The organism is Paenibacillus polymyxa (assembly GCF_015710975.1).
Lineage (GTDB): Bacteria > Bacillota > Bacilli > Paenibacillales > Paenibacillaceae > Paenibacillus > Paenibacillus polymyxa.
Window position 1 is genome coordinate 646,710 of record NZ_CP049783.1, and the last position, 15,618, is coordinate 662,327.

Below are 15,618 nucleotides of genomic sequence, written 5' to 3' on the forward strand. Positions count from 1 at the left end.
GTACAAATAGGCCAAGATCAATTTTGAAGCAAAAAATTACAAAAAGAGACCAGCAATAAGCTGGCCAATAAAATGAATTAGTACTCATCAAGATCCACCAATGTGTCCTTGAACTTGGATCGTGCCATGGCTTAAATTTGCAGTTTGAGCTGGTACTGTGAATACCAGTAAGAAACTAGTTACCGCCAAGCAAAAAGCCATCTTTTTGATCATTTTTCTCCCACACCTCCTCATAAATAGAATGGAACTGAGCTTGTGTTTTAGGTGCCGCATTTGTTTTGAAATGAAGAAATAATCCAAAACAATTGGCAATGAGTAATACATGGTTAATTGTAACAGCTTTTTCAAAGGCGATTAATAAACATTTGAAACCATATGTATATCTGCCTTTATTTAGGCTGTACTTGGCTATCTTGTACCAAAACCTTACGTATTCTTCTGTTAACACTTGTTGTGTGTACATGTCAGAAGAAGGTGACTCCTGATACGCTGCAATTTGCGATTCAAACCGTCGGAGAATATGATCTACATCTACATTATAGCGATTAGCCACTTCAAGGACATTCAATAGCTCGGCTAAAATCTCTTTTTCGGCAGCTATATGTTCTACGTAATCTGGCAGAACACTAATATCACCAGACATAAGCCTGTTAACATAAGTATTAATTTTCGCCCACTGTTGATACTTGCGTTTCCAATAAAGCGTATCAGAGTCCTGCTCTTTTACCCAATTTAAATCAGCATAACCACGAATATGCTCTAATGCTTGGTCATGGTTGCCTTTGGCATCACAAGCGTTAGCACACAACAATTCGGCATAAACTATGTATACAAACAATGGTCTGCTTAGCTTTTTTCGTGGCTCTGTTCCTTTTCGCTTGGAATTGTGAACCAGATGATATTGGAGTTGTCCTAACTGACCCATTTGATGTGCGAATTCATACACCTTATCCCACATGCTTAATGATCTATAGACATTCGCCAAATCTTTTAAAGCATCCAGTTGCTCTATCTCATCTAAGCGATCCACAAAAGGGGCGAATTCAATAGCAGCCTGAAGGTTTACTGCCCGATCCTGTCCGACTTTGATTTGGAACAAGCGATACTGGCAGATTGCCAATCGCTCTGAATGTTGCTGCTTTTCGCTTTCAGCTACCTTTTTGTATAGGTAAGCGGCTGCTTCGTTGTAACCGTCTTGGTATACATTTTCGGCGACTTCAAAGAGCGATGGCAGATAATTAGGGTTATCCAATAATAGAATTACAACTCGCTGCAAGCAGTCCAATCGCCCTAGCTCAATGCATCGGTACAGGAACGGGCTGATTTTTTTCCAGTTGAGCGGACATTCTTCAATGCATTCTTCAATATAGCGTTCGTAAAAATAATCCGGTGGTAAATTCATTCCCGCAGTAATACTATCCAGTTGGTGAACCGACATAGATCGATTGCCCGTCACAATACCACTAACTGTACCTACATTCAAATCGATCGTGTGACCAAACTCGGTCATGGTTAAGCTTTTGCGTTTTAGATAGGTTTGAACTTCTGCCTGTATCGTAGGTGTGATTTCCATGGATAAACCACCCTTTCAGCATCTTCATAGATTCCCATTTCAATAATTCATATAGTTTTGAAACTAATAGTATACTTATTGTTTTTCATTCATGATAATACCATCTTTTGGAACATCGATAAATACTTTTACTTTATAGATTTTTATTTTTTTATTAGGAGATTATTGGTTGATAGATTATTATGATAAGGAGAAGGTCACTTGAAAAATACAGGTATGACACGTCCCTTGGACACGTTAGGCCGGATTGTTATTCCTAAGGAATTGCGAAACTCTATGGGAATTCAAGCTGGCGAGTCTTTGGAATTTTACTTGGATGTTGAAACAGGATTGTTAAGTATGCGGAAATATATCGGTGTTTGCTGCCATTTATGCTATTCGGTTCAGGATTTAAGCTATTTCAGAGATTCATTTTTATGTAAAAAATGCATACACGATTTGAAAGGAAACAGCGTCATTTGATCGTCATCACAACTTTGGTTGAACATCTAAGAAGCCTCATTCGTGAGCATCCCACAGCCAAGCAAGGCGAATATGCTGAATGGATTGGCGTGTCACATAGCCGTATTTCCCAGCTTAAAAGCTATTGTAGGTTTCACTTCACTCGCATCCGAGCAAAACTCAATAACCAGTCGCTGTTAATTTCAAGGTGACTGGTTATTTTTTTAATTTGAATCCATACTGACCAAAATTCAACAAGTTAGATTACCAAAACTTATTGATATTGCTGTAAAATATGGATTTAAACTCTTCAAGATGATATATTCTGACTATATGTAATCTTCCTAAAGACGCTTTTAACGGACTTAAACTAAAAATTTGTTAGTGGGTGTATAAATGAAGTCACATGTTCTAATTTATGATGGTTATGTTAGTTTTGAAATTATGCTGGCAACCTATTTTATGAAAACCAAAGGGGATATTGTTACGATTGGAGTAACCAAAGAACCTGTTATTTCCTATGAGGATTTTAAAGTTACGCCTGCGGTAGCCCTTGATGAAGTGGCTGCGGAGGACATTCAACTCCTCATTATACCTGGTGGAGATAACACTCAATTAAAGACAAACAAACAACTTCTAGCTCTCATTCATACCCTGAATAATGATCATAAAGTGATCGCGACCATTTGTTCTGCGACTGAACTATTGGAGCTAGCAGGTGTTTCTCCTAAAAATCATGTGAGTCATCCATCGGGTCTGGAGATCCACAAGAATATCATATCTGCTAAACCCAATAAGTATGTAGATTTTGCAATCGAAATAGGCAAGATCATGAACATTTATACGGATGATGAAGATTTTAATGAAACCATTGATTTTTTTAAGCTTTTTAAAGATAGCTGATTCTCCTCACAACAGTCACTTTATGAAGGAAGTTGAAATATAAGGATAGGATGGGTTCTCCCCATCCTTTTTTGTCGTAAAACAATTCTTCTTCAGAAGACTAAGGCTTCAATTGAGCTTCATTTGAAGTTCCAGATTTACGGTCGAATGTAATCGGACCTTTACGGTTTACAAGCCGCTTCAAATCCACGGTCATTTCATTCTTCAATTTATCGATGAGTTGATCCTCCCGAATGCCTTTGCTTTTAGCAACGTCGGCCAACGATTTCCCTTGCCCCAGCTCTTTCTCTAACTGGACAGGGGTGATACCCAGCAGCCTAGCTACTTTCTCGTTGAGATGGTGATTCAAGCCGCCCGGCCTTTTGCCGTGTCTATGTCTATGCACATGTCCATGCCCGTGGTCATCCTGTGGATCAATATTCCACTGGTGGGCTTCTCCTTGGACAGAATCGTTGGGAGTGAGAGCTTGCAACGGATTACCCGATTCAATACCAGATGCTCCTGCACTCGCAGTACCATACATCATCACTCCTCCATATAGGATAGCAGCGGTCAATTTCCATTGTTTTTTCATGTTGTGGCCCCTCCTTTCATCCTTTTTCATCTATATTTTCTCTTTCAGCTTTTTTTATTCATTTTATATGTTTTTCACAACATTCCTTATTTAAAAATAACAAATTCTTGAAAATTGCAATCTGTTGTACAATGGCGGGTAACAACTAGAAGTCGCTACAAAAACATTTATAAGAGATGCGGGTGATGGCCATGGAGTGGTATTTTGCATACAAAGAAGAATTGGAAAAGGTATTTCGTCAAGCTGAGGAACGGACGGCCACATTTCAGGCTCCCTTTCAGCAAGAGGGGTTAGACTACCTGGCACGGTTTAATCCGTTGCGTGAAGACAGTACTCGTAATTACATATGCTATTTGCTTCCATTTTGGCTGCAGGAACTCACCGGACTGCCTCCCGAAACATGTCGCAAGCTGTCACTCGGCAACGTGTTCGTCATGGCTCATTATTTAATCCAAGACGACGTGATGGACACAGCAGCAGACAACCGTAAAACGCAACTTGCCTTAAGCCAGCTTTTCTATACCGAGTGCCAAAACATTTATCAGGATCTTTTTCCGGCAACCTCCCCTTTTTGGACATATGCCCGGACGTATGTGGACGAATGGGCCGTTAGTGTGGTATCCGAAGGAGCAGCAGACTATTTTCAAGGTGACAGAAATAAGGTCGCACTGAAAGCCAGTCCATTAAAAATGGCCGGAACGGGTGCTCTACTGCTCGCAGACCATGCTGACCTGATCGAGATCGTTACAGCGATGACGGATTTGACCCTGCTCGTGCTCCAAATGTCGGATGATTGGGCAGATTGGGCAGAGGATTTGATGGAGCATAGCTATAACTGCCTATTGTCCCATATTAGCGCCGAACGGAAGAAGCCGTATTGTGAAGGACTAGGACCACAAGAAATTCAGGAAGCGATTTATGTGCGAGGCGCACTCGCTAGCTATGTGAACATTGCGAATCAAGCCGTTCAGGAGCTAGAGACGATGGAGCCTACTATCCACGGCCTGCATAGGTTCGCACATTCCATTGCAGCAGAACTCAGCGAAGAGGCAGCAGAAATTGAAGGCGGACGCTCACATTTGCGAAGAGGCGGGCTTGATTATTGGCTCTCCAAAAATATGAAGTAATGCTAGATTTTTCTGAGTCTTACGTGGTATACTGACTAGGTAAATATAACCAATCGAATGAGAGGGTGATTTTTGATGGCTACTGAAGTTCTTCAAACACAAGTCATTCAAAAAGCTTGGGAGGATGCCAGTTTCAGAGAAAAACTGATGGCAGATCCCAAATCTGCAATTCGTGATGTGTTAGGAGTCGTGATCCCCGATCATATCCAAATCAAAACGGTAGAGGAAACGTCTGACCAGTTCTATCTAGTAATCCCTCCAAACCCTTCAGGTGTGCTTGCTACATCCCAGAAGCCTCGCTCGATGTGGTAGATTGGCACTTGTAGCTTATTTAATCTATACTTCTTAATCTCAGGCGGGTGGGCTCAGCAAGCTTCCCTCCGTTTTCTCCGAACGCAAAAAAGCCGGATGTTATCCGGCTACGGGGAAGCGGATGGTCGCTTCTGTTCCCACCCCTTTTGCACTTGTAAAAGATATTTTACCATTCATCGTTTCAATAATCCGAAATGTCACCATCATCCCCAAACCCGTGCCTTTAGTCTTATTCGAAAAATAAGGCTCACCTAGTCTGGATAAGGTCTGAGCATCCATCCCTTCACCATTATCCCGAATATGAATGACTGCTTCTCCATTGTCCACATAAGCCCATATATGAATATGTCCCTGTTCTCGCAGCGCTTCAATACTATTTTTGATAATATTGATAAATGCCTGCTTGAATTTGGAGGAATTCCCACGCACTTTAATTTCCTGGGGAATATCCAGCGAAATTTTGCCACCTTGCAAATTTGCCATTGGACTGATAATTCCTTCAATATGCTTGAACTCATCCAATATGGTCAACGTTTTGGTATGGTCAAACTCCGGCTTGGCAAAAGTCAGAAAATCGGTAATAATCGCGGACGCTCGATCCAGCTCCTCCAGAGCGATATGCAGATAGTCTTTGTTTTTACCATCCTCCTGCTTGCTCATCAACTGAAGAAATCCACGTGTAACCTGAAGCGGATTGCGCACTTCATGAGCTACAGATGCAGCCAAATCGCTAATAATCTCCATTTTCTCTGAACGTTGAAGCTCATTATTGAACATCTCCAGTTCTCTGGAATACCGAACCACCTGCTTGTGCTTTTCCGCCAGCCTTCTGCCCAAGATCGCAATCAATGCCAGGACAAAACCGAACACGCCCCATTTCCATAAAAACATATTGTAGTGTCCGTCCCGGATAAAGAACCAGCTGAGTTCTGCGATAGTGATGACTGCAAAAAATGCAAAGCCTGTCGATAAAATGATCGCTTCGTGGTCTCCCTTAAGCGCCATGCGAACCGAAGCAAATACCAAAAGTACCATCAAAGCTACGAGCAATATACCGAGGACGATTACACTAAAGAAATAATATACATCGTTGAGTCGCTCCTGTGCTCCTAAATTCACAATCATGATGATGAAGCAGAACAAAGAGTAGGCGGTTAACAATTTTCTGAATTTCCGAATCAGTAAAATCGAATTGATATTTTGCTCAAAAAAGAAGGCTAATGAAGGCAGCAGAATAAATAGCGCCACATCAAAAAGTTGTAAATACAGCTTGCCATAGCCGCGATAGAACGTATATAAAAACGGTGAATACGTTACAATCATCAGACCGATAGACAATACAATCGCACTTAGGGACAACCACATCGCCATACTTGGACGGAACAGGAAAAACGAGCAAATCAATAGCACCAGGGCGATAAAGATAAATGTACTGCCTAGTACAATTTCCAAGACATCCATTCTGACCAAGTTTCCCAACAAGTCACGATAATCACCAGTCATCACATTTCCGATAATGCCCAGTCTATTTTTGCTGCTTTCCGTCCATATGTATAATGTTTTACCACTGTCTTCTGGCTTCAGCGGAATCAGAATACGATTATTCTCATAATTATAGCCACGGTACGATTCATAAAAATTGGTACCATCCTTATACAGCGTAATGTGCCTGCCATAAATATTTTCAAAAAGCACCGCTGGTGTTTCATCATTTAACGAAGGTAGCTTAATACGAATCCAGGCGGTGCCTCTATTGCCTGGCTGCTTGAGTAGCTGTGTATCATCTTCAATATGCATCCAGACCTTACTGTGATCATTTACCTCATCTAAAGAGCCATCCTCGTCTTCTGCTCCCCATCTCATATCCCAGGAGGGGATCTTATACTCCCTTTCCGGGGTCATTTTGGCCGCATAGCCAATGTGGTCCAGCGACAATAGTATCACAATGACCGCTAGCAGAGCGGCGACAGCTTTGGGCACATGCCTCATATTAAGCACCTCAAAGTTACGTAGTAGGATTTACAAATTTGTATATGTTTTAACATTTTTATCTTCCTGAAATTATATTATTCTATACGATGATGTTCATACCTTCTTCATAATAAGGGTATCATGTTCTTTTTAATCATTATTTGTAAAATCTTCATATTGATTAATGATCATTTCCTGTTCGCGTCGCTCCATCTGCTCTCTAAGCCCTATCCAAGGTTCACATTCTTCATCCTCATAGATCGTCCAAATATCGGAGAATAAATAATCGCGTATTTCTACTATTTTTCCGGCCTGTCCGCCGTCTGTCCAATATAAACCATCCGGACGCCGAATAACGGTACGCGAATAACCTGGAGTAGACGCCTTTTGACCTACTCGGATTCGGCTAATCATCGGACCAAACATGTACCATTCCAATTCATATCCCTCCAACTCCTCTTTATCATATCACAGCAGTTACCAAAAAAACGCTAATTGGGAAAGAGCATATCTCTATTCGCATGATTTTAACTTCTTACAGACACACTAACTCTAAGTTTAGCCATTCTGCGGTTTGGGTAAGGTCGAAATAAGCAACAAAAAGTAAAGGAGCTGAGTTAGATGGCAAATCGCGACAATCAAAAGACTGGGCTACAGGATCATGATTTTGAGCCTTCCCTGCAAAATGCAGAAACAAACTGGGAGAATCTGATTGAGGGGCCGGATACTCCTCTGGAGGACGTGCCTGATGCCGATGAACTAACACCGAATAGTCCTGTTGATCCCTCTGCGCCTGCTGAATTCCTGCATGGTACAGATTTGCTGAACGGTACAGACGGGGATGAAGAAGAGCAACTGGACAGTGACGATATTCTGGATTAATTACTGCATATGATAGGATATAAGAAAGCGATTTCTCATCCTGCTATGCGGGTAATGAAGTATATACACCGAAAGGAGTTGACCAATCTCCTATGTATAAAGATCCGATGTCTCAGGCTGATATGGAGTACAAACGCTATAAAGCCTTGAATCCTGTAGAAGAGGATGACCGCAGGACTGCGGACAAGACTCATACGGATGATACCTTAGCCGAAGATAACCCACGAGGAGTCGCATCAGCGAAGCCCGAACCCAGGGATCAAGCAAGATGAAAGAACAGATAGGGAATGCAAAAACTAGAATCGGAAATCAGGGCTTGCCTTCTGCATCCACTTTGTTTAAAATAAGGTCAAATCTTTTGAATACCATGAACAAAGACATAGACGGAGACAAGTAAGCGTCATCGGATTCCCACAGAAAGGTACGTATTGCTGAGAGCGTACCGCTATCCCGCGTTGAAATTCACTCCCGAGTCGAGCCTTGAACCGACGACAGAAGGATTCATTCCTTTGGTCGCAGTAGAGGTTTCCGGAAGCCCCCGTTACGGGCATCAAGCTCAGAGGTTACTGCCGTCGATTGAATGACGTTGACGACTTGCATGTATACTTCTGTAATTAGGGTGGTACCACGGCATTCGTCCCTTGCGACGAGTGCCTTTTTGTGTTATTTTCTGCAAAAAGTCTAAGGGCTGAAAGAAAAAACAATTTAAATTCGGGAAGGGTGTACTGTATGTCAACCAATGAAAATTCTTTGGAGCTGTTGCGGGAACAGCTCGATGCTACAAACTTGCAATTGCTGGAGCTGCTGTCCCAACGCGCTGAACTGGCGGGACAGCTTGGAAAATTGAAAGAAGCTCAAGGAGTGCCTGACTTTGATCCAGTGCGCGAGCAACAAATGCTGGACAAGCTGATTGCAGCTAATCGTGGACCTTTCGACGATGCTACAATTCGCCAGTTGTTCAAAAATATTTTCAAGGCTTCTCTGAACTATCAAAAAGAAGAACACAAAAAACATTTGATTGTCAGCCGCAAAAATCAGCCGGATAGCACGGTTATCAAGGTTAAAGACACACTGGTAGGTGGCAAAGCCTCCATCATGGTTGCAGGTCCTTGCTCGGTGGAAAGCTACCAACAAACGCGCGAGGTAGGTGCGGCTCTCAAGGAAGCCGGTGTGCCGATTCTGCGTGGTGGTGCGTTCAAACCACGTACATCTCCGTATGATTTCCAAGGACTGGGTATTGAAGGCCTACAAATTCTCAAACGCGTTGGCGACGAGTTCGGGCTGGCTACAATCAGTGAGATCGTCGATCCAAGACATTTGGAGGAAGCGATCCCTTACATCGATATCATTCAAATTGGCGCGCGCAACATGCACAACTTTGAATTGCTGAAAGCTGCGGGTGAAACGAGAACTCCGGTTCTGCTCAAACGCGGATTGGCTGCCACCATGGAAGAGTTCCTTCATGCTGCTGAGTACATCGTATCCCGTGGTAATACACAAGTCATGTTGATTGAACGCGGTATTCGTACGTATGAAAAATGGACACGTAACACGCTGGATATTTCCGCTGTTCCGATTTTGAAAAAGGAAAGCCATCTGCCTGTATTGGTGGACGTAACTCACTCTACAGGACGTAAAGACATCCTGGCCCCTTGTGCCAAGGCTGCCCTGGCTGCTGGTGCCGACGGCATCATGGTAGAAGTTCACCCGAACCCGGCAGTCGCTTTGTCCGATGCTCAGCAACAGCTGAACATCCCTGAATTCCACAACTTCCTGTCTGAAGTTAAAGAATCCGGTTTATTCAAAGCGTAAAACTAATTTTGTGCTAAGAGTCATAAACCGCTTTCATTTTGTCAGATTATGATGTAGAATCTAATCAGGATTGTGACTGATCATGCAGGCAAAACCTAAATGTATATATGCTCGACTTTTGTTGAGACATATATATGTTTAGGTTTTTTTTATGCCCAATTCTTGAATAATAACAATACCTGCATGGTTATAATCCTAAAAAATCATCATAGGAACGTTCAGAGAGGGGAACAGAAATGAGAAAAAGAAAAGGGTTAAGCATTTTTGTGTTAGCTATGATATGTATTTTAATCATCAGTGGTTGCAGTGGTAAGTCGCCAGCCGTCGTAAAGGATGAAAGCGCTGCTCCAACAGAACAACCAGCGGGAAATAAAGTGGAAAATAAAGCGACCAAGGCTAGAACGGTTATTACTACTGACGGAGAAGTAGATGATATGAACTCAGTCATACGCTTTCTTCTCTACTCTAACGAAATGGATTTGTCCGGGATTGTACTGACTAGCTCCGTATATCATTATGCAGGTGATGAAAAGGCCGGCATCAAGCCATTCAGATGGACCGGAACCCAATGGGTAACGCATATGATTGATGCCTATGGAGAGATTTACCCCAACCTAATCAAACATGCTGAAGGGTATCCAAAACCTGAATATATTAAAAGCGTTACCAAGATCGGAAATATTTCAAACAAAGGTGAAATGGACAAGGAAACGGAAGGTTCGAATTTCCTGAAAACACTTTTCCTAGACAATGACAAAAGAGATCTGTATGTACAAACCTGGGGAGGAACCAATACCACAGCCAGAGCTCTAAAATCCATTGAAGACGAATATAAAAATACAGATCAATGGGAAACGATTCGGAAAAAAGTAAGTGATAAACTCGTTCTGTACATCATTTTGGATCAGGACGATAGCTACAATAATTACATCGCCAAAAATTGGCCTGACATCAGAATTATCAATGACCAATCTAACTTCTGGCATTTCGCTTATGCTTGGAAAATGCACACGGAAGAAGTAAACAGCAAGTTACACGGGGAATGGAACTTCAAAAACATTAAAGACGGTCATGGCAAGCTGCTAAATATGTATGCCTTGATGGGCGACGGCAATATCATCAAAGGTGAATTGGATGAAGAACAAAGAGGCAGTGAAGCCTACTTGAAGAAAAATCCACAATACGACAAGTATGACTTTATTTCCGAAGGAGATTCTCCATCTTTCTTCTATTTAATTGATAACGGATTACGGAGCATGGAAAACCCAACCTATGGTGGCTGGGGAGGTCGTTTTGGTGTCGTTAACGATAAATTATTTAGAAATACGGTGTTAGATTATGATGTGCATACGAAAAAATTCGAAGCAGAGTACTCTCTGATGCGTTGGTTTGATGATATTCAAAATGACTTTGCTGCCCGTGCAGATTGGGCTATTGCTTCCGACTATAAAGATGCTAACCATAATCCAACATTGACCATTAAAGAAGGATTAGATCTAACGGCTAGTCCAGGGGAGAACATAACTCTACATGCAGAAGGAACAGATCCTGACGGTGATGCATTGACCTATAAATGGTGGAGATATTTCGAAGCTGACACCTATGAAGATTCTAAGGTCAAACCCGCGCAAGTTAAACCTGAAATGCTGGGTGATATGCAGCTTGGGCTTCACCGAGAATTAGCTGAAGGCGAGAAAGTAAACACGATTGACCTGCAAGGTAGCGACACAAATACTGCAAGTTTTACAGTTCCGGCAGATGCGAAGTCTGGGGATACGATTCATATCATTGCAGAAGTACAGGACAATGGTAAACATTCTTTGAAACATTATCAGCGTGTGATTGTAACCGTAAAATAACAGAAGACAGCACTCAATAAATTAGGCTCATGGAATCATACTCCATGGGCCTGTTTATTTTTGCGTATCGGACCTCGGACAATCTCTATACACGTTTAATACTTTTTTCAGTCAAAGGAACATAATATCCCTTTCCATTCGGACCCATGGCGAATTTATTGCGAAGATGGATTAGATTAGGGCCGAATTTGGCCTCCAATTCTTCACGGAACTCATATAGGATTTCCATGATATAAATATCATGAATAATTACTTCCGTAATCGGCATTACAAGACCCGGGTGTAGCGTCCATGCAGCACGGCTGTCATCACCAAGTGAAAGTATGCCAGCTACAACCTCCCGGTCATCCACGCTAAGCACAATCCATCGACCACCGATTTCGGACGTAATCTCCTCACTCATATCATGGCGGTAAACAGTAGCAAAATCAAAGTTAAGATCACCATATGCTACAAGGATCACCTCAATTCCTTGCTGAGCAGCTTGCTCTAAGGCATCCCGGAACATCTCGGCATCCTCTTTCCAAATTTCCAGTAAAATTCGGTGTTTTGCTCCCTTCACGCCTTCATTGATGCGATTGATAATGGCTTCATACCCCGAAATATTCCAAATGTTCTCTCTGTTTTGAAACGATGCTGTGTACTGCTCCAAACTCTCTTGCGCCACGTTGAAAATCTGCTCTGCTTTGCGCTTTCTCTGGGCAATCAATTCATGTGGAGGAAGCGGCACATATAGAGGTGTATTTTCTTGACTTACCATGATGTCCCCACGGTTGACCATTCCCGACAAAACCTCGTAAATCTTGGATCTCGGTACTCCAGAGTTCAATGAAACGGCATATCCCGAAAGTGGAGAGCTTTCCAATAAGGTCACATAAGCTTTGGCCTCATATTCACTAAAATTCAAATCACGTAGAATTTCTAATATATTTGGTTTTGATTTCATGACGTCTTCTCCTCAATTCATGTTCTTCCTTACTATATCACTTCCCCTTGACAAAAACTGATATACAAATTATCTTTTTAGTAGCATTTTCATAGTAGTAACTATAGTAGCTACTATCACTATCATATTTCATAGGGGATGAACTCAGGGAGGATATAACTTGAACAAAGTCATAGCTCATCACAGCGAAAGCAACCGGATTTACTATACTTCTACGATTCTAGCCCTATTGATCTGGAGCACATCGTTTATTGCCACCAAAGCAGCCTATACGACGTTCCCTCCTCTTACCTTGGGTCTATCCAGATTTATCATAGCTTCCATCGTACTAGGTATCGTTCTGCTGATCAAAAAAGAACATGTCAAAGTAAAGCCAAAGGATTTGGCTACGATTTCGTTTAGTGGGGTTTTGGGAATCACTCTTTATTTTTCAATGGAGAATATAGGGGTTAGCCTGACGACCGCTTCCAACGCAGCATTAATTGTCGCATCGTATCCCGCAATTACATCGCTGCTTGAATTTATTTTGTATAAAGTCAAATTATCCAAATATAAAGTCTGCGGCATAGCACTGGCCATGATCGGGGTATATTTCTTAACCTCCGTTGGCGAAATCTCGGATGGTAAGAATCAACTCATCGGAAATTTAATATTGATTGGCACCGGATTTGCGTGGGCGTTTTACACTTTCATGACGCGTAAGGTTGTGGACAAATATCCGCCGGTGACGTTATCTTTTTATCAAACCGTTGCAGGTAGTATCTTTTTCATACCGTTAGCCCTATTAGAAAAGGATAGCTGGCAGGCTCCGACAACGGGATCGTTTATGTTGCTCATGTATCTGGGTGTGTTCTGCTCCGTTATCGCATTTTTACTTTATAATTACGGATTAATCAAGCTGTCACCGAGCAGTTCCGTTTCTTTAATGAATTTGGTTCCGATATTTGGGGTGTTGTTCTCTGTCTTACTATTGCACGAAACGATTACATGGCGCCAAATCATTGGCGGCTTGGTCGTTATTATAGGGGTCTTGATGAGTGCGCATCAAACTAACCGTACCTAAAGATATTGCAGCCCTACAATACAAGGGCGAGTGGCCTTTTTAAAAGATCTCGCCCAGTTGGTTATATCTATGCAGTCGGCTTTTTTTCTTTTATATAAAAAAGGTGGTTATATTGATTGATGAGGTTATCCATAATTACAGACTGTTTGAGCACACTGGCATGATTAAAGCCATGTTTTGCTTGTAAAATATACAGCTTTTGACGGGCATTCTCAAGCTGTTGACGCAAAATGTCGTCTCTTATCATAATATATCCCTCCCTGTCATATGATCAGTGTAAAGGGTTATGAATAATATACTAAAAATAAGGGTTTGGGATAATTATCTAATTGGCCTATCCGGCAGAATGAATATTCTGATCCGTTGCGTTATTTTGGGCTGAAATCGGGAAAACGTTTTTTCCCTTCGCCCATAGCAACAACGCTGCAACCAGCAAGATGCCACCGTTTAATACGAAGATCCAGCGAATGGGCATCCAGCTACCAAGCATGCCGCCAATCAGCGGCCCCGCCATCGTCGCGAGCTGGGTAGCTGATTGATTCAGGCTAAAGGCTCGTCCGCGAAACTCTGGCTTGGTGACTTCCACAGTCATGGCATTAATCGCCGGCATGACAGACGCATAAAACAATCCATATCCAAACCGAAGCGCACCAAAACCAACAAAGTTGGTTACAAAAAACTGCAAGATGTTCCCAATCCCCGAACCGATCAGCCCAATCAGCAACACTTGGGCAAAGCCGATTTTCCCTCCAATCCGGCCCCATCGGGGAGCCATCAGCACTGCCGCGATGCCTACAGCTGAGAATACAATCCCGGAACTTAAAGACGCATGGCTACGGTCCACACCCATTTCAAGCACATACACCGTAATTAACGGTTCCAAGATCATAACAGAAAAGGTACTTAATCCAGCTAGAATAAGCAAAAAGTATAATGGCCGATTAGCAATAGCCTCTTTGATATCATCCCGAACATGCGAGCGGGTACTGGTGCCCTTGAAGCTATCCTCTCTAGCGCCAAATGTCGCGATGAACGCAGATACCAGAACAAGAGCCGCTGAGAAAAAAAAGGCATTTCGATTGCCATAATAATGGCTCACCACACCACCGATCAGCGGACCTATAATGCTGCCAGTCGCTCCAGCAGTCGCCATAATGCCAAGGGCATAGCCCGTTTTTTCTTCAGGCGAGCCCGTTCCGACCAGCGCAATCGCCGCAGGAATAAATCCGGAGAGAAGTCCTTGAAACAAGCGAACCCCTACAAATACATAGGGGTCTGTCACTAAAGCACATACCAGATACAATACAGCCAAGCTAAAACCTGATCGAATCAGCATCGGCTTACGTCCATACTTATCTGCCAGCGAACCCCAAAACGGGGCAATCAGCGCGCTCGCTAAAAAAGTGACTCCAAAGGCAATTCCTGACCATAATTCCAGTTGATCGTTAACGCCCAATTCCGTATTCAGAAAAATAGGTAAAAACGGAATCGACACGGAATAGGCCATGCTGCAAAACAATACTCCGATCCACAAAACAATCAGGTTTCGCTTCCAATATAGATGCATGCTGCCACACGTCCCTTCTGTTCATTCCATTATTACCCTCTAAATTAGAAAAGTCTACCGTAAACCTTAGCCTTTCATCGTGGAACAACCACGAAGAAGCTGATATAATCGAATGGAATGGAGATGATGACATGGCTAAAAAGAGAAATTCGTCTTTCGCTGCTCCTGCGGCTCAGGACAAACCTGCTACCTTAAAGGATCTGTTGAGTCAGGACGTGCTGAACAAGCTTAAGGCTCAAGCCAATGAAGCGCAAGCAGAACAAGACAAGCGTAAAGAAGACGAACGGCAACGTGCCCTTGAAGCAAAAAAAGCTGAACAAAAGAAGCTGGACAACAACTTTGAACATCTGTTGAATAACAGCAATTTGGACTGGCACAAATATAAATAAGCCAAAACCATTGCGGTTTTGGCCTATCTTTACACTTTATGTTATAGCCAGTCACGAATATGTTGTACTGAGTACAGTACCCCTACCCAAACTGGCAGACTGAACGCCATACCCCATATGAGACCTTTAGCCAGTTTTTTGTCTACCTCCATCATGATCCTGCCCCTTTCCTTGGGAATAGCAGCAGTATGGGTCAAGA

Annotated in this window: 16 protein-coding genes, 1 pseudogene and 1 other annotated feature; of the genes and pseudogenes, 10 read left to right on the top strand and 7 right to left on the bottom strand. The window is 42.5% G+C overall.

What is annotated here, in order from left to right; all coding sequences use genetic code 11:
• Positions 1-175: 175 nt before the first annotated feature.
• Positions 176-1,573: a helix-turn-helix domain-containing protein gene (locus G7035_RS03180; RefSeq protein ID WP_019686334.1), complete on the bottom strand. Its 1,398-nt coding sequence runs from the start codon at positions 1,571-1,573 to the stop codon at positions 176-178.
• A gap of 201 nt (positions 1,574-1,774) precedes the next feature.
• On the opposite strand from G7035_RS03180, the pseudogene G7035_RS27885 reads away from it, so the two are divergent.
• Together G7035_RS27885 and G7035_RS03190 are read left to right on the top strand one after the other, a co-directional pair.
• Positions 1,775-2,226: pseudogene (locus G7035_RS27885) on the top strand (AbrB/MazE/SpoVT family DNA-binding domain-containing protein).
• Between the two features lie 184 nt (positions 2,227-2,410).
• Entirely contained in the window at positions 2,411-2,917 is a 507-nt protein-coding gene (locus G7035_RS03190) for a DJ-1/PfpI family protein (protein ID WP_019686333.1), read from the top strand.
• Positions 2,918-3,017: 100 nt separating this feature from the next.
• On the opposite strand, the gene G7035_RS03195 is transcribed toward G7035_RS03190, so the two are convergent.
• Entirely contained in the window at positions 3,018-3,491 is a 474-nt protein-coding gene (locus tag G7035_RS03195; RefSeq protein WP_019686332.1) for a hypothetical protein, read from the bottom strand.
• A gap of 191 nt (positions 3,492-3,682) precedes the next feature.
• Between G7035_RS03195 and G7035_RS03200 the strand changes: the two genes are divergently transcribed.
• Both G7035_RS03200 and G7035_RS03205 read left to right on the top strand, forming a co-directional pair.
• Positions 3,683-4,618, top strand: coding sequence for a hypothetical protein (locus tag G7035_RS03200; protein ID WP_029514872.1), 936 nt, complete (start codon positions 3,683-3,685; stop codon positions 4,616-4,618).
• 75 nt (positions 4,619-4,693) lie between these two features.
• Positions 4,694-4,930: an NHLP leader peptide family RiPP precursor gene (locus tag G7035_RS03205; RefSeq protein ID WP_016821365.1), complete on the top strand. Its 237-nt coding sequence runs from the start codon at positions 4,694-4,696 to the stop codon at positions 4,928-4,930.
• A 99-nt stretch (positions 4,931-5,029) separates the two neighbouring features.
• Here G7035_RS03205 and G7035_RS03210 read toward each other — a convergent pair whose 3' ends face one another.
• The gene (locus G7035_RS03210) at positions 5,030-6,919 is read right to left on the bottom strand and encodes an ATP-binding protein (RefSeq protein WP_019686330.1); all 1,890 of its coding nucleotides are present in this window, start codon (positions 6,917-6,919) and stop codon (positions 5,030-5,032) included.
• Between the two features lie 132 nt (positions 6,920-7,051).
• Positions 7,052-7,339, bottom strand: coding sequence for a hypothetical protein (locus G7035_RS03215; protein WP_016821367.1), 288 nt, complete (start codon positions 7,337-7,339; stop codon positions 7,052-7,054).
• Positions 7,340-7,522: 183 nt separating this feature from the next.
• Here G7035_RS03215 and G7035_RS03220 point away from each other — a divergent pair, with 183 nt between their 5' ends.
• From G7035_RS03220 to G7035_RS03235, 4 genes are all read left to right on the top strand, one after another.
• Positions 7,523-7,783: a hypothetical protein gene (locus G7035_RS03220; RefSeq protein ID WP_019686329.1), complete on the top strand. Its 261-nt coding sequence runs from the start codon at positions 7,523-7,525 to the stop codon at positions 7,781-7,783.
• A gap of 92 nt (positions 7,784-7,875) precedes the next feature.
• On the top strand, positions 7,876-8,055 hold the full coding sequence (locus G7035_RS03225) for a hypothetical protein (RefSeq protein ID WP_016821368.1): 180 nt from the start codon (positions 7,876-7,878) through the stop codon (positions 8,053-8,055).
• A 99-nt stretch (positions 8,056-8,154) separates the two neighbouring features.
• Positions 8,155-8,428, top strand: a binding site (T-box leader).
• 84 nt (positions 8,429-8,512) lie between these two features.
• Positions 8,513-9,595, top strand: coding sequence for a bifunctional 3-deoxy-7-phosphoheptulonate synthase/chorismate mutase (locus G7035_RS03230; protein ID WP_013369718.1), 1,083 nt, complete (start codon positions 8,513-8,515; stop codon positions 9,593-9,595).
• Positions 9,596-9,831: 236 nt separating this feature from the next.
• On the top strand, positions 9,832-11,454 hold the full coding sequence (locus G7035_RS03235; RefSeq protein WP_019686328.1) for a DUF1593 domain-containing protein: 1,623 nt from the start codon (positions 9,832-9,834) through the stop codon (positions 11,452-11,454).
• Between the two features lie 85 nt (positions 11,455-11,539).
• On the opposite strand, the gene G7035_RS03240 is transcribed toward G7035_RS03235, so the two are convergent.
• The gene (locus G7035_RS03240; protein WP_019686327.1) at positions 11,540-12,400 is read right to left on the bottom strand and encodes a TrmB family transcriptional regulator; all 861 of its coding nucleotides are present in this window, start codon (positions 12,398-12,400) and stop codon (positions 11,540-11,542) included.
• Between the two features lie 160 nt (positions 12,401-12,560).
• On the opposite strand from G7035_RS03240, the gene G7035_RS03245 reads away from it, so the two are divergent.
• Positions 12,561-13,463 carry a DMT family transporter gene (locus G7035_RS03245; protein ID WP_019686326.1) on the top strand — a complete coding sequence of 301 codons (903 nt, stop codon included), beginning with the start codon at positions 12,561-12,563 and terminating at the stop codon, positions 13,461-13,463.
• Between the two features lie 67 nt (positions 13,464-13,530).
• On the opposite strand, the gene G7035_RS03250 is transcribed toward G7035_RS03245, so the two are convergent.
• Positions 13,531-13,710, bottom strand: a complete 180-nt coding sequence (locus tag G7035_RS03250) for an aspartyl-phosphate phosphatase Spo0E family protein (protein WP_013369715.1) — start codon at positions 13,708-13,710, stop codon at positions 13,531-13,533.
• Positions 13,711-13,797: 87 nt separating this feature from the next.
• Positions 13,798-15,030 carry an MFS transporter gene (locus tag G7035_RS03255; RefSeq protein ID WP_019686325.1) on the bottom strand — a complete coding sequence of 411 codons (1,233 nt, stop codon included), beginning with the start codon at positions 15,028-15,030 and terminating at the stop codon, positions 13,798-13,800.
• Between the two features lie 131 nt (positions 15,031-15,161).
• On the opposite strand from G7035_RS03255, the gene G7035_RS03260 reads away from it, so the two are divergent.
• Positions 15,162-15,419, top strand: a complete 258-nt coding sequence (locus G7035_RS03260) for a YqkE family protein (protein ID WP_016821374.1) — start codon at positions 15,162-15,164, stop codon at positions 15,417-15,419.
• Positions 15,420-15,618 lie beyond the last annotated feature (199 nt).

What these genes read in the sequence shown, in the direction of transcription:
- G7035_RS03210 (WP_019686330.1), bottom strand. Translation starts at nt 6,919, where the DNA reads ATGAGGCATGTGCCCAAAGCTGTCGCCGCTCTGCTAGCGGTCATTGTG.
- G7035_RS03230 (WP_013369718.1), top strand. Translation starts at nt 8,513, where the DNA reads ATGTCAACCAATGAAAATTCTTTGGAGCTGTTGCGGGAACAGCTCGAT.
- G7035_RS03220 (WP_019686329.1), top strand. Translation starts at nt 7,523, where the DNA reads ATGGCAAATCGCGACAATCAAAAGACTGGGCTACAGGATCATGATTTT.
- G7035_RS03205 (WP_016821365.1), top strand. Translation starts at nt 4,694, where the DNA reads ATGGCTACTGAAGTTCTTCAAACACAAGTCATTCAAAAAGCTTGGGAG.
- G7035_RS03195 (WP_019686332.1), bottom strand. Translation starts at nt 3,491, where the DNA reads ATGAAAAAACAATGGAAATTGACCGCTGCTATCCTATATGGAGGAGTG.
- G7035_RS03255 (WP_019686325.1), bottom strand. Translation starts at nt 15,030, where the DNA reads ATGCATCTATATTGGAAGCGAAACCTGATTGTTTTGTGGATCGGAGTA.
- G7035_RS03240 (WP_019686327.1), bottom strand. Translation starts at nt 12,400, where the DNA reads ATGAAATCAAAACCAAATATATTAGAAATTCTACGTGATTTGAATTTT.
- G7035_RS03200 (WP_029514872.1), top strand. Translation starts at nt 3,683, where the DNA reads ATGGAGTGGTATTTTGCATACAAAGAAGAATTGGAAAAGGTATTTCGT.
- G7035_RS03225 (WP_016821368.1), top strand. Translation starts at nt 7,876, where the DNA reads ATGTATAAAGATCCGATGTCTCAGGCTGATATGGAGTACAAACGCTAT.
- G7035_RS03190 (WP_019686333.1), top strand. Translation starts at nt 2,411, where the DNA reads ATGAAGTCACATGTTCTAATTTATGATGGTTATGTTAGTTTTGAAATT.
- G7035_RS03250 (WP_013369715.1), bottom strand. Translation starts at nt 13,710, where the DNA reads ATGATAAGAGACGACATTTTGCGTCAACAGCTTGAGAATGCCCGTCAA.
- G7035_RS03180 (WP_019686334.1), bottom strand. Translation starts at nt 1,573, where the DNA reads ATGGAAATCACACCTACGATACAGGCAGAAGTTCAAACCTATCTAAAA.
- G7035_RS03260 (WP_016821374.1), top strand. Translation starts at nt 15,162, where the DNA reads ATGGCTAAAAAGAGAAATTCGTCTTTCGCTGCTCCTGCGGCTCAGGAC.
- G7035_RS03235 (WP_019686328.1), top strand. Translation starts at nt 9,832, where the DNA reads ATGAGAAAAAGAAAAGGGTTAAGCATTTTTGTGTTAGCTATGATATGT.